The sequence below is a fragment of the Pseudoalteromonas sp. NEC-BIFX-2020_002 genome, from assembly GCF_013002825.1.
Classification (GTDB): Bacteria; Pseudomonadota; Gammaproteobacteria; order Enterobacterales; family Alteromonadaceae; genus Pseudoalteromonas; species Pseudoalteromonas neustonica.
The window spans coordinates 119657-134023 of record NZ_JABEPJ010000002.1 but is presented as its reverse complement, the minus strand read 5'-3'; the positions used below and the strand labels follow the sequence as shown (position 1 = coordinate 134023).

The window sequence follows — 14367 nt, the reverse complement described above, 5'->3', positions numbered from 1 at the left end:
TAGTTGTTCTACCTGATAAATTAATAACGCAGTTAGCGCTTTATTTAGACAGCTAGAATGGTTAAATATTTAAGTTGATTGGTATCAAAACCAAAGGATGAATAAAATGAGCAATATCCCTAGCGAGTTAAAGTATGCCTCTTCACACGAGTGGGTTCGCAACGAAGGCGACGGTACTTTCACTGTAGGTATTTCTGAGCATGCACAAGAACTTCTTGGCGACATGGTATTTGTTGAACTACCAGAAGTGGGCGATGCAGTAGACGCTGGCGAAGATTGTGCAGTAGCAGAATCAGTAAAAGCAGCTTCAGACATCTATGCACCAATCAGTGGCGAAATCGTTGCAATCAACGAAGACCTAGAAGATGCACCTGAAACTGTAAACAGTGATGCTTACGGCGACGGTTGGTTATTCCGCATTAAAGCATCTGACGAGTCTGAGCTAGAAAACCTGCTTGACGCAGAAGGCTACGCACACTCGATCGACGAAGACTAATAATTAGTTTTATTCGATATTAAAAGCCCCGTTATACCAAATGCTAGCGGGGCTTTTATGATTTTACTGCTTACCTTCCATACAGTGTAAGTTATTAAATCAAAAGCTTTTAAGTTATTACTGGTCACCCATTAGTAGTAACCATTTATTTTTTGGATCATAGGAATCTGGACAAATGTCAAACGCCACATCTCTTGAACAATTAGAGCAAACGCAAGATTTTATTCGCCGTCATATTGGGCCAAGCCCAGCACAAGTAAGCGATATGCTAAGTGCTCTTGGAGTATCGAGTGTTGAAGAGCTGATCGATCAAACTGTACCTGCAAGTATTCGTTTAGAGCAGGGCCTTACAGTGGGCGAAAGCCGCACTGAAGTTGAAACACTAAGCTACTTAAAGTCTGTAGCAAGCAAAAATAAAGTGTTCAAATCTTACATTGGTCAAGGTTACCACCCAACTCATGTACCACACGTAATTTTACGTAACGTACTTGAGAACCCAGGTTGGTACACAGCGTACACTCCATATCAACCAGAGATTGCTCAAGGGCGTTTAGAGTCATTATTAAACTTCCAAACTATGACCCTAGACCTAACGGGTCTTGATTTAGCAAGTGCATCGTTGCTTGATGAATCAACGGCAGCCGCAGAGGCCATGGGCCTTGCAAAGCGTGTTTCTAAAGCTAAAAAAGCAAACGCATTTTTCATCGCAGATGACGTACACACACAAACAATCGACGTTGTTACTACACGTGCAGAGCAGTTTGGTTTTGAGATCATCGTAGGTAAAGCAGCCGACGCTGTGAATCACGAGATTTTTGGCGCGTTATTCCAGTATCCGTCAACGTCAGGTGAAATTGTTGATATCACAGATTTAATCGCTGGCGTACAAAGCAAAAAAGCGATTGCCTGTGTTGCAGCCGACATCATGAGCTTATTACTATTAAAAGCACCGGGTAAACTAGGCGCAGACGTAGTACTTGGTTCAGCGCAGCGCTTTGGTGTACCAATGGGTTACGGCGGTCCTCACGCTGCATTCTTTGCAACACGTGATTCGTACAAACGTTCATTACCAGGTCGTATTATTGGTGTATCAAAAGACCGTTTAGGTAACGATGCGCTACGTATGGCAATGCAAACGCGCGAGCAACACATTCGCCGCGATAAAGCCAACTCAAACATTTGTACAGCGCAAGTATTACTTGCCAACATGGCAGCGTTTTACGCGGTGTACCACGGCCCACAAGGCTTAAAAACTATCGCACAGCGTATTCATCGCTTTGCCGATATTTTAGCTGCAGGCCTACAAGCTAAAGGCGTAGCACTTAAGCACAGCACATGGTTTGATACCCTAACGGTTGTTAGTGATAACAAAGACGACGTAACAGCGCGCGCTGTAGCAAACGGCGTTAACTTTGCAACTAACCACGCTGGCGAGTACTCAATTGCAGTATCAGAAACCACAACCCGTGCAGATGTTGCTGAGCTTTTCGACATCATCCTAGGCGAAGGCCATGGTTTAAGTGTTGACGCAATTGCAGCCGACATCGAAGCGAATGGCAGCGAGTCAATCCCTGCAAGCTTAGTACGCGATGACGAAATTTTAACGCACCCTAACTTCAATTCGTACCACAGCGAAACTGAAATGATGCGTTATATTAAGCGTCTTGAAAGCAAAGATTTATCATTAAACCATTCAATGATCTCGTTAGGTTCATGCACCATGAAACTAAACGCGACTGCTGAGATGATCCCAGTTACATGGCCTGAGTTTGCTAACCTTCACCCATTCTGCCCGCTAGACCAAGCAGCAGGTTACCAAATCATGATCAACGAATTACATGATTGGTTGGTTAACATTACAGGTTACGATGCGGTATCACTGCAGCCAAACTCTGGTGCACAAGGTGAATACGCAGGTTTAATCGCGATTCGTAAATACCACGAGTCACGTGGCGATGCGCACCGTAACATTTGTTTGATCCCAAGTTCAGCGCACGGTACTAACCCTGCATCTGCACAAATGGCGAGCATGAAAATCGTGGTTGTTGATTGTGACAAAAACGGTAACGTTGATATGGCTGATCTTAAAGCGAAAGCTGAAGAAGTATCAGAAAACCTATCATGCATCATGATCACATACCCGTCTACGCACGGTGTATACGAAGAAACAATCCGTGAAATTTGCGACATCGTGCATGAGCACGGCGGCCAAGTTTACATGGATGGCGCAAACATGAACGCCCAAGTAGGTGTTACAAGCCCAGGCTTTATCGGCTCTGACGTATCGCACTTAAACCTACATAAAACGTTCTGTATTCCGCACGGCGGCGGCGGTCCAGGTGTTGGCCCAATTGGTGTTAAATCACACCTAGCTGAATTTATGCCTAACCACAGCGTAATTAACGTACCAGGTACTAAAATTGGTAACGGCGCGGTATCGGCAGCGCCATACGGCTCAGCGGCAATCTTACCTATTTCATGGGCTTATATCACCATGATGGGTAGCGAAGGCCTTAAACAAGCCACTGAAATGGCCATTGTGAATGCTAACTACTTAACGCACGAGTTAAGCGCGCACTTCCCAATTTTATACCGTGGTCGCAACAACCGTGTTGCTCACGAATGTATTGTTGACTTACGCCCACTTAAAGAGCTTTCAGGCATCACTGAAATGGACGTAGCTAAGCGCTTACAAGATTACGGTTTCCATTCACCAACTATGTCGTTCCCAGTAGCGGGCACATTGATGATTGAGCCAACTGAGTCTGAGTCTAAAGTTGAGATCGACCGTTTCATTGAAGCAATGGTATCAATCAAAGGCGAAATCGATAAAGTAATCTCTGGCGAATGGTCTATCGAAAACAACCCGCTTGTGTTCGCACCGCATACACAAGGCGACGTACTTGGTAACGAGTGGGATAGAGCATATGACCGCTTCTACGCCGCATTCCCAGTACCAGCAGTGGCTAAAAACAAATTCTGGCCTACAGTAACGCGTATCGATGACGTATACGGCGACCGTAACCTAGTGTGTTCATGCCCAGCGGTAGAGACATACAGAGACTAAATTTTAAAAAATTCCAATTAAAGCTTGGGAATTGATAAAATATTAAAAGCCGTTGCAGCAATGCAACGGCTTTTTTGTGCATGGTGATAAGTCATAAATTATATGAACGTAGGTTGGGTTGAGTGAAACGAAACCCAACGATTCTTCAATATCATTACCAGCTCTCAAACACGTAAATATGTATTGTTTGTAGGTCGTCCTTTAGGGCGAAAAAAGCGAGAAAAAGAATTTCACCACAGAGAACTCAGAGGCGCTTCGCGCTGCACAGAGGTTAAATGTTGTTGTAGGAGTCGGCTTCAGCCACGTGTGATTTGTAGGTTGGGTAGAGTGAAACGAAACCCAACGATTTTCCGATATCATTACCATCTCCCAAGCACGTAAATATGTATGGTTTGTAGGTCGCTCTTTAGGGCGAAAAAAGCGAGGAAATGAATTCACCACAGAGATCACAGAGGTACTTCGCTGCACCGAGGCTTATATTTATTGTAGGAGATGGCTTTAGCCACGTGTGATTTGTAGGTTGGGTAGAGTGCAACGAAACCCAACGATTTTCCGATATCATTACCATCTCCCAAGCACGTAAATATGTATTGTTTGTAGGTCGCTCTTTAGGGCGAAAAAAGCGAGAAAATGAATTCACCACAGAGATCACAGAGGCGCTTCGCTGCACCGAGGCTTATATTTATTGTATGAGATGGCTTTAGCCACGAATGGTTTACACCAATGTTAGAGTTAACCAGCGTAGGTGCTAAGCTTGCTGGCGCGTGTGTAATCTTTGTTCATTGCGCGCTAGCTGAGGCTTTCTAATTTTCTAACTTTACATATATATTGTCGGGATAAATCCGCGACCTACATTGAAACCTTATTCAAGGTTTTGTCGCGCTGGCGACCGCAGCCAAAGAGGGGCTGCCGCTGACCCCTCTCTGGACTCTCCCAGCGCACCCGAGCATCACGCTAAATCCTTCAAAACACAATTGATGTGAACGTAAGCGAAGTGTAATCGCCATCCATGGCGAAGTCACGGCTCTTATTTCATCCATGAAATGAATTACTCATCAGTTGCTTATTTTCAGGGCGTGATGACGGGGGAGGGTGTTAAACGTGAGATTGGTGTTTAGTCTTGGCAAGATGCAAGATGCAAGACCTGACCCTCTGCATTTGACCTCTTGGTTTTTGAATAAAAAGATCAAGAAAACACAGCTGCCTGCTTGACCGGAACTTTCTAATGGGTGACCCCTTCAGTTTTTCCGAAAATCACAAAAACCAAATGGGGTCGAACCACATACAGATCCAATGAGGTCAAATCTTTGTGCTACTAATGCAGTAGTGTAATATATTTCTCTATTAAATAGAGTTAGGGAAAATGAATCATGTCAGATACAGGAAATGCTCTTACTAAAGTACTTGAGTCAGAAACTGGGAAGTTTATTTCGGGTAAGCTTTTTGGTCGTCTTGAGAAAGCATTACTTAATAACACTCGTGAGAATGAAGCGAAACAAGCTCTCGATACTATTAGTTCAATTCGCCCAGATGAGAGAGAGAAAATATTTGATAAGGTAACAGATCGATACCTCAAATTCCGTACGCTTTTATCACGAGATAGGGATGTTTTTATTGATAAAATATATCACCCACTTAGGCTAAGAAACCTATCTACAAAATCGAAAGAAGTAGTTACGTTAAATGAGCAGTTTGTACTGGAACTCCCAAAAGTCACATGTATTATTGGAAAGGCAGGTCAGGGTAAAACTACTATTCTTCGAAAAGTGTTTATAAACTATTTATCTTCAGATTGCGGTAAGTTCCCTTTAATCATTACGTTACGCAAGATTGATTGGGAAGACAAAAGTTTAACGCCTCCAAAAGTTGTATCGCAAGAATTCCATAGTTTGGGTATCTCAGTGTCAGAAGAAGCTTGCAGTTTTTTACTTCAGCTAGGAAGGTTACGTATCCTTTATGATGGCTTTGATGAAGTTGAAATAAAGAGCAGACAAGCTGCCCTCGGTTTAATAACCGAGACTCATACTACTTTCGGTTCAAACTGTATAGTTACGACAAGACCTGGAACAGACATAACATACTATGGTGGATATGTTACAAACTACGAGCTTATGGATTTAGAGTTTGATGATGTACTACATATAATTACCAATAATGACTTGATTAGTAAACAAGATAAAACTCAGTTGGTAGAAGTAATTAAAAGTAAGAAGGATATAACATCAATCTTGCTAACGCCTATTATTGTAGATATTTTCATTAGTACATATCACATGCTGGAGGCCGAGCCTGATAACGTAATAGATGTATATCAACAGCTTTTTCAAGCCTTAGCATCAACACATGACAAATTAAAAGTCCAGTTTGAACGTGGGGGTAAGTCGGGTCTCAAGAATACTGAACTGCAAAAGGTATTTCAAACAGCCTCATACTCTTTGTTGTTAAAACAAAAAAGCGAAATTACTTTTAAAAATATCGAATTAATTGAGGCTTTTGATCATGCATCGAACGTACTAGGGTTTGAAAAGCTTCATACCTATCAAGATGTAATAGATAAAACATCTTTAATTAAGCAGGAAGGTAACGATTACTCTTACCTTCACAAGTCTATACTGGAGTTCTTTGCGGCTAAGCATATAAAAGGACTTTCTGATGATACTCGTAAAGAATATTACGAGTACATTCTGAAAAACTATAGTAGTAAGCATGAAAATGTTCTTAGATTTCTTCGAGTTATAGATGATGAGTTATTTCATATTACTTTTGTTAAAAAACTTATTAATTTACTTAAGGAAACATCAGCTTCTCTTTTTGAAAAGGGTGGCTATAAAATAAACAATGACGTTCTCAATATATGTTTACGCACAGATTGTTGTATTGTTGTAAAAGACATCATTGGAGGGCTTACAAGGGTTATAGTTGAGGATGATAAACAGCAGATAAATGTACGGAATATGTATCGTGATATCCTTGAATCCGTTTTAGATATCTCTACAGGGGCTATAGCAAAAGACCCTTTAACTATAGCTCTTAATGAACTTCACATAGCTGGGAAGGATGTTACTTTAGGTACAGAGCCTTCAACTAAAGAGGTCAACACTCAGGGCGATTTGACTAAGCAGACACATAAAGTAAAAATTATGGATCTTATAGACTTTGAAGAAAAAAGCTCAAGTGAATTTGTTAACCGTGATGAACTTGTAAAACTTTATGGTGGGGTTTACTTCCTCAATGAAGAGGTAGAGAGAAAGCAGCGAATCTATGATGAAAAGAATATTTTATCGACTTTTTATTAGTCCCAAGACTTAGGTTTTGGTTTATTTCCTATCATTCGAAATCGCAACCAAGAGGTCACCCATTAGAAAATTCCGGTCAAGCAGGCAGCTGTGTTTTCTTGATCTTTTTATTCTAAAAACCAAGTGTTGTCACTTTTTAAACTCAATTTAAATATGACTATGCATCCAGTAATGACGTTGATTGGTGCAACCAAAGGGGTCACCCATTAGATCTCAGACTCTATAGATCTCAAATGACCACAATGATGTTGCTCTTGGGGTTGTTTAATTGAGTGAGCCCTCATGTTTGAAGGGCCGGTTTATTACTAACCGGCCTTCATTGTATGTGCTTAAAAGTTTAACGTAATCCCGATTGAAGGCAGCGGCATATCAGGAAATTGATAGTCTTTTTCAAAATCACTGTAATCTAAACCAAAGGGGTCAAATCTTGACTTCGGACATTGGTGGGCTAAATTTATAATTTACTACTTATTGAATTGATTACTATGTCTAGGCCGCTGCGAATAGAGTATGAGAATGCGTTTTATCATGTAATGAATCGTGGAAGAGGCCGTGAAAATACCTTTTTAAACGATGACGACTTTAAGTATTTTTTATATTGCATTGAGCAAGCAAGCCTTCGCTTTAATATTGAAGTACATTCATATTGTTTAATGACCAATCATTACCACCTGCTCATAAAAACCCCTGATGCTAATTTAGGTCGAGCCATGAAGCATATTAATGGCCTTTATACTCAATACTTTAATCGAACTCATAACACAGACGGTGCGCTGTTTAGAGGGCGATATAAAGCGGTTTTGGTGGATGCTGATAACTACTTGTTGCATGTTAGTCGGTATATTCATCGTAATCCAATTGAAACGAGCACCCAGCTGGTAGATGACCTTGCTAAGTATCAATGGTCTAGCTATTCCGCTTTCATTAAAAGGGTCGCGGTGCCTAAATGGCTCGTTCGAGATTTTATATTTTCGCTCCAAGGCAAAAAGCGTAAATATGCAGCTTATAAGCAGTTTGTGGAGTTTGAAAACAGTGAAAAAATAAGCGCTTTTTATAATGCTAAAAAGTTATTGTCGGTTCTGGGCTGTGAGGACTTTATTGAAAATATAAAAGACCATATCGCATCACCAAATAGTGAAAGTAAGCTTGTTGTTAAAAAGTACTCAGCAGATGATGTAATTGCTTACCTAGCTCAATACTTTAGTGTTGAAGTAGATGATATAGTAATGGTTAAAAAGGGGCGAAAAGAGAAAAACTTACCCCGTTGGTTTGCCATTAAATTGTGCCAAGATTTAACGGGATTAAATTTGCAGGCATTAGCAGGTATCTTTAATGTTCAGCATTATTCAGCTATATCCAAAACTGTCGGCAGGTTGAATGCATTAATGCTTGAAGATAAGAAGGTTAAATTACAATACGAAAAACTTCGAGATTGTTTGATGTGTGAAGTCAAGATTTGACCCTTTTCTTTTCAAATCCTCTCTGAAGGAGATTATAGAATTTCAGTTGGTGAACATAAAGTCGATTTTATAGATACTCAGGCTAAAGTTCTTTTCGACGAGGCGGTTGACTATTTCCAGCAAGCTAATTTAGCTGAAATTTGTGTTGTACAGCATGGTAAAACCACATGCATTTTTACTTGGATGGGCGACAAAGTAATTAATACTTTGGTGGCGCTGTTGAACAAAAATGGTTTTGAAGTAGGGGCATTTGGCGGAGTGATTGAAGTTGAAAAGTCTAATGCGGAAGAGGTAAAACAATTTTTGTCCATGTTAAATGCTAAGCCATTACCTAGTGAGTCTGATTTAGCAGCTTCAGTTGTAGAAAAAAATATCGAAAAGTTTGATGAGTTTTTACCAAATGACTTATTGAACATTGGCTATGGTAGTAGAGCATTTGATATAGCTGATACGAAAAGTTGGTTGACTAATCAATGTTGAAGACTATCGAAGAAGTAAATAATGCTAAGTGATTTCTAGGCCCAATGTGACAGTAGCTTCTTAGCGAATGGAACTACAGGAAGTAGAAGATAAATATATTATTTAAGTGGATTCTAAAATTACTTAGAACAGGGAAAAAATGAACTATTTATACAGAGGTACAAGCCATTTTTTTGAAGATGGTATTTATCAAAATGAAAATTTAAAAAGACCTAGAATGCCCAAAACTACACCTCGCAATATTCATGAGGCCGCAGATGCTTGGTTTAAAGAAAGGTTTGGAATAAGTGCAAGAAGCCAGACCGTTTTTTGTACTCCTTGCAAAGAACATGCTTCAAATCATTTCGAGTCAGGTGGTTCGCTTCTGGAAATAAGCTTGGTGGGTGAAAACAACTCATTAATATACTGTCTTGAAGTAAATGATTTTTTGGATCTTATCCCAACAGATGCATTTACTAGGAGCTGCGACTCCAATTTTGATATTGCGGAAAAGCTTAATGGATTCGATTATCGAGTGGCTAAAAATATCGAAGAGATACCTTCTGGCTTTGCTGGAGAAGTTATGTTGTTTTGCGAAAAGTATAAGGTTAAGAATGTTGGCTGATATTAACTATGAACTTTTGTCGTCTTTAGGATTACTAAAAATAGACGGTTATGAATTTTTAGAATCTTTAGGGGGAGGCTCTGCGTTAAGCAGTGTTTATGTAAAAGGTAATAATAAAATAGTCGTTAAGTTTTTAATTTCTCCAAGAAATAAAATTGAGTTAGAGCGCTTTAAACTTGAGTATTCAGTACTCAAGGATAATAAATTGAATATGGACTTTGGTGATAACCCCTTAAGAGATCCAAAGTACTTCATAGGGCCAGTAAGCAGCTACCCTCTGCCTAAGATAGCACTTAATTTAAAAGAGTATCATTCAGGTATGGTTCTTTGTTTTGGTTATAAATATGAAGAAGGCTCATTATTGTCACATATTTCAACAAAAGATTATTCAATTGAAGAAAAATATGAGTTTCTTCACCGAATTGCATCTGGTTTAAGTTACTTCAGTCAAACAGGTTATGTACATAGAGACCTTCACCCAAGTAATATCTTACTATTAGATGACTTTGAGATGCCTAAGTATGACCGAGACAGAACCGAAAATGATCCAAGAGTTAAATTTTTAGATTTAGGTAATTGTCAATCCGAAGACCTTGAAATGGCATATATTTACGGCATTGAACGTGCTGCCGATGAACAGTTAGTTTTTCAAGATAACAATAAGCGCTTATTGACTTCATTCTTATCTATGCCTCCAGATTTTTTGGAACATGGTTCAGCGACAAAAAATTATGACACTTGGGCATTTGGCATTTTTGCTTATAACGTGTTTTTTGGAGAAATGCCTTTCGAGTTAAACGATATAAAAGATGTAACTGAATTAAGACAGCAGCAGGGGTTACCTGCCAACGTAAAAAGTAGACTAAATGAACTTGATGATGGTCCGCGGTTGATAATGCAGCATCTACTATCGTGGAGAGGTGAAGATCGGCCGGAAATCCACAGTATTGTTAGGTTATTCAGTTGGCTGGTATATAGAAGTGAAGAGTTTACTGATATTAGTTTTATAAAGAGGGTAATTCACGAACATGGTTATGATCCAAATCATGACCCTTTGGACGATATATATTAGCAAAACTACTCACAAACTTTATTAAAGTTGGAGAGGGTAAAATCAATTGAGTTATTGACACGTTCACAAACTCTATTCGATTTTCGGCCTAAAAAAATCCTTAAAAATTAGACCCCCTAATCACAAACTTTATTCGTGTGCGACAACGGTAACAACGCAGGTGTGAAATAGATGTGAAGAACAATAACTTTTTTTGCAAAAGAGACTTTAATTTTAAAATCACACTCGCTGGTTTTAAATAAGCTTGTGTATAGCCATTTTGTTCACCTCAAACGCACACACTTTTATGAGTGAGCATAAAAAAGGGCAGGTACATATTTTGTCAGTAAATTTATCCTTATTATTTGCACACTGTTAATTACAGGACTTGGAATTGTGCAGCTTGGAAGGGGTTTTAGGCAAAAAAGCTAAACTAGGCGGGCACTTTGTTTAATAATATGTTTTTTAATAATTTAATGAAGGCACAACTGTTCAGCCTGCGCCTTTGTACCGTTTCATATTGTTGACAAAAAATTTGAGTCGGGTAGCCTACATTTCACTTTAATATGCACACTACAAGGATTGTAATGTTTTGTAATACCGAACTCGATTGTCTTCATGATTCAATCAACATTGCTTATTATTTATCTGAGCCTCTTTTTTATATTTGTTTTTTAGCTATTAGCCTGTCTTTAAAAAATATACCAGGGCGCTATTGGTTGGTGAGCTTTCTCGTTTGCTGTTTAGTCTCATCAGCTTTTTATAACATGTATCCCCTTGCGGGAAGCTTTCTTCCTTTCTCCATTGAATATTATCAAGCATATCTACTAACCGCTCGTTTAATATACAACTTTAGTGTTTTTATATTACTGCCTGCATTTTTATTTAATTTATGGAGTAGCAAAGTGCTTAATACTTCTGCTGCGAGCATTCTTTTATCATGGCGAGGTCGAGTAACGCGAAGTATTTATTGGTTTGTTGCTGTGTCTAATACTGTTTTGTTTATATCAATTATTCATGGACTATCTAATATGGGGGATTACCCTATGGAAGAAACGTGGTTCTCTACAGGGCTTATGTACTTAACCTTGTTTGTAGCATTAGGCTGCTTGATTTGGATAAATCTTATGGTGACAATTAAGCGTTGGCATGACCTTAATATATCTGGCTGGATGACGTTATGCTTTTTAATTCCTTTTATCGGTTCGATTAGCTGTATTATACCCAAACCACCTCAAGATGCAGACTTCAGCGTTTCACAGGTGTTTAATATCAAGGCGTTACTTTGCAATAATGGCAGTCCCTTTTAAGAAGTAACAACGATGAGAGTAAGCGCCTGTGAAACGCCCAACGGGTTGGTTTAAAAGCGATTCATACTGCGTTATTGATTTTAACAAGGGAACAACCATTATTTGCAATCAATGCCTTGCCTGAATCGCTTTTAACTCCAACTGAAACTGCATCTTGAGGTGGCTTGGGTATATTTACTTAGGTTTTGCGAAAGGTAAGCAGAAGGCAAATCGTTTTGGTGATGCGCTCACTCAATAAAGTACAACAGCTAAGCTAAGTCGTGAGTATTTAGCTCAATACGAGGGTGAAAATTACGAAGGTTAAACCTGACTTCATTTATATAAATAAAGTCAGGGTTGTTAATCCAATTAGCAGCGTTATATTTTTCACTCATCGAATTACCATCTACTAACCAACTATCGCCGGATACCATTCGGCTAGCACAATTCCAAATAAACCCACCAAGAATATAATGGATATCAACACCATTAAGCTTGCTGTGGCGATTGTAATAATTTTATTAGTTGTAGTTTCGGCATGCCTTACCAGCTCAGCAATTAGTAAAGGGATCACATAAGAGCAAATACTTACAGCTAGCACGGTTGGACCGGTAAATGTTGTGGTATCAACTCCTAAAGTACCAAATAGTAAGAACCAAGCAAAAATCATCAAACGAAAAAACAGTACACCATTAGCTGCGAGGTATAAGCGTATTGCCCATATTTTATGAAGGCTAATATTACGTTTCTTGGCGGCTCTAACAGCTAATATGCTTGATAAAATAACCACGCAACCACCAAATATAGTTAGTCCTTGCATTAAGGTGTTGCCGACGGTTCCTCTGGCTATCATAAGGTACATACCTGCTACAGAGATGGTACAGGCTAACAATACGAACACGCGGCCATTATAGCGATGAAACTTAGTATACTTTGCTCTTATTGCGGGTATGAGCTGTAAGCTACCGCCAATTATCATCACGGTGGCGAGTAATACATGTACCGCATACATTGAATTACCGATGGGGTCGCTGGCAACATAGGCGGTGCTATTTAGACGACTCCAGCCAGATATTCCCGTAGTGATCCCCGTGAGCCCGTACCCTAAGGCGAGGTAAGTAACAAAGCAGATTTGTGCCATCAATAGGCACGTGAACCATATTTTTTTACTGTTATTGAGCAGTGTATTTGGTGTTATTTTAATTTTAGGCATTGGTGTTTTCTTTTTATCAATGATACAGATGACACCAATATAAAGGGCTTGTAGGGCGGTTTCTTATCAAATTCGGAATTTGAGCAACGATATATTGATAAATTTTTGCAATTAGCGAGGGCGGTATAGACATATTCACTAACAAAGTTTTTTTGCCAATATGTATGTTAATTTGTACTATGTAATTCAGCCCACGTTGTTTGTTAAAACGTCATTTTAAGAGCACGCTATTATGCAAAATTATTCCCCTTATTATCTTCTTCTTTTTGTTTGTATGGGGTTAATGTTTTTAAATGCGTTGAAAAAAGATAAGCAGCTGGTTCATTATTTATTTGTGGTATTTTGTGGCTCCCTTTGTATGGTGGGGGCTCAAAAAATTAGTGCACCAAGCTTGGGGGAATATCAGTATTTTATTGGCTTATTTACTTGTGCAACATGTAATGCATCATGGTTAATATCACGGGCTTTATTCCGTGAGCATAACCCTATTTCACGCAGACATGTGGCAGTTGCTGTAACCATCGCGCTGTTGATCATGTTTAATCAAACATGGCACTATTTAGTTAGCCTTGATCCGCAAGCACTTTCTAGCAGTCATGTAATGTGGCGGTTAAAACAAGGCATGAATGAAATAACAGGTTTACTTTCATCGTGCATTTTAGTGCTTTCTTTTTGGGAGTCGATGAGAGGCTTTAATAGCAAAACGCACGCTCAAAAAGTGCAATCAGTGATTTTTGCTAGTGCGTACTTTTTAGCTGTTTTTAATGCCAGTATATTACCTGTATTTATATTTAGCCCAGCGGAAATTGAGCTTTATAACCCCATAATTATTACTTCATCTGCGCTGTTAATTGTATTAGCGATGCAAGCAGTCATGGCACTTCAAGCAAGTATCTCCAACAAGCAAACATCACCTCAAAATTATGAGAGTGAGGTTGGTTTTGATAGCGATGAAGTAAAGCATCTTAGCAATAGCACTCATCATCAAGAGCAAGTACCGACTGAGTTGATAGCTGGTATTTCTGAACTCATAAACAAAAAAAAGCTATTTTTACAAACGAATCTTAAAATTTCAGATTTTGCGCAAGCGCTGATGGTGCCTGAATATAAAATTAGCCGGGCGATTCGCTTTCACTATAAAGTAGCTAACTTTAACCTGTTTATTAACCAATACCGTGTAAATTATGCGAAAGCGTTATTAACAAGTGAGCAAGCTAAAGAGTGGAGTATTTTGAGTATTGCACTTGAGAGCGGCTTTTCGTCTCTGGCGACCTTTAATCGGGTGTTTAAAGCTATCGTAGGGAGTATTCCTAATGAATATCGAAAACAAAATAGTGACTATCAAAGTCCGATCCTTGCAGGGCTGGTTGAGTAGATACTTATTGATTCTTAGTAATATGCATTAGGTTGT

10 protein-coding genes are annotated in these 14367 nt (G+C 39.2%); 9 read left to right on the top strand and 1 reads right to left on the bottom strand.

The features are described 5' to 3' along the window. Positions 1 to 106: 106 nt before the first annotated feature. The 8 genes from gcvH (at position 107) to HJP15_RS02840 (ending at position 11764) form a co-directional block, all read left to right on the top strand. Positions 107 to 496 (top strand): glycine cleavage system protein GcvH, encoded by a 390-nt coding sequence (gcvH, locus tag HJP15_RS02875; RefSeq protein ID WP_054205601.1) that lies wholly within the window; start codon positions 107 to 109, stop codon positions 494 to 496. Positions 497 to 671: 175 nt separating this feature from the next. Further along, positions 672 to 3563 carry an aminomethyl-transferring glycine dehydrogenase gene (gene gcvP / locus HJP15_RS02870; RefSeq protein WP_054453726.1) on the top strand — a complete coding sequence of 964 codons (2892 nt, stop codon included), beginning with the start codon at positions 672 to 674 and terminating at the stop codon, positions 3561 to 3563. Between the two features lie 1370 nt (positions 3564 to 4933). Continuing rightward, positions 4934 to 6859, top strand: a complete 1926-nt coding sequence (locus tag HJP15_RS02865; protein WP_170173034.1) for an NACHT domain-containing protein — start codon at positions 4934 to 4936, stop codon at positions 6857 to 6859. Between the two features lie 485 nt (positions 6860 to 7344). Then, complete coding sequence (locus HJP15_RS02860) at positions 7345 to 8319, top strand: transposase (protein ID WP_170173033.1); 975 nt, start codon at positions 7345 to 7347, stop codon at positions 8317 to 8319. Positions 8320 to 8502: 183 nt separating this feature from the next. Further along, the gene (locus tag HJP15_RS02855; RefSeq protein WP_170173032.1) at positions 8503 to 8799 is read left to right on the top strand and encodes a hypothetical protein; all 297 of its coding nucleotides are present in this window, start codon (positions 8503 to 8505) and stop codon (positions 8797 to 8799) included. A gap of 139 nt (positions 8800 to 8938) precedes the next feature. Further along, complete coding sequence (locus tag HJP15_RS02850; protein WP_170173031.1) at positions 8939 to 9403, top strand: hypothetical protein; 465 nt, start codon at positions 8939 to 8941, stop codon at positions 9401 to 9403. Beyond that, positions 9393 to 10475 (top strand): protein kinase, encoded by a 1083-nt coding sequence (locus HJP15_RS02845; protein ID WP_170173030.1) that lies wholly within the window; start codon positions 9393 to 9395, stop codon positions 10473 to 10475. Before HJP15_RS02850 ends, HJP15_RS02845 begins: the two co-directional genes overlap by 11 nt. A 566-nt stretch (positions 10476 to 11041) precedes the next feature. Continuing rightward, positions 11042 to 11764, top strand: coding sequence for a DUF805 domain-containing protein (locus HJP15_RS02840; protein WP_170173029.1), 723 nt, complete (start codon positions 11042 to 11044; stop codon positions 11762 to 11764). A gap of 388 nt (positions 11765 to 12152) precedes the next feature. Here the strand turns inward: HJP15_RS02840 and HJP15_RS02835 are convergent, their stop codons facing one another. Continuing rightward, positions 12153 to 12956: a DUF2306 domain-containing protein gene (locus HJP15_RS02835; protein WP_170173028.1), complete on the bottom strand. Its 804-nt coding sequence runs from the start codon at positions 12954 to 12956 to the stop codon at positions 12153 to 12155. 232 nt (positions 12957 to 13188) lie between these two features. On the opposite strand from HJP15_RS02835, the gene HJP15_RS02830 reads away from it, so the two are divergent. Next, complete coding sequence (locus tag HJP15_RS02830) at positions 13189 to 14331, top strand: helix-turn-helix domain-containing protein (RefSeq protein WP_249365781.1); 1143 nt, start codon at positions 13189 to 13191, stop codon at positions 14329 to 14331. Positions 14332 to 14367 lie beyond the last annotated feature (36 nt).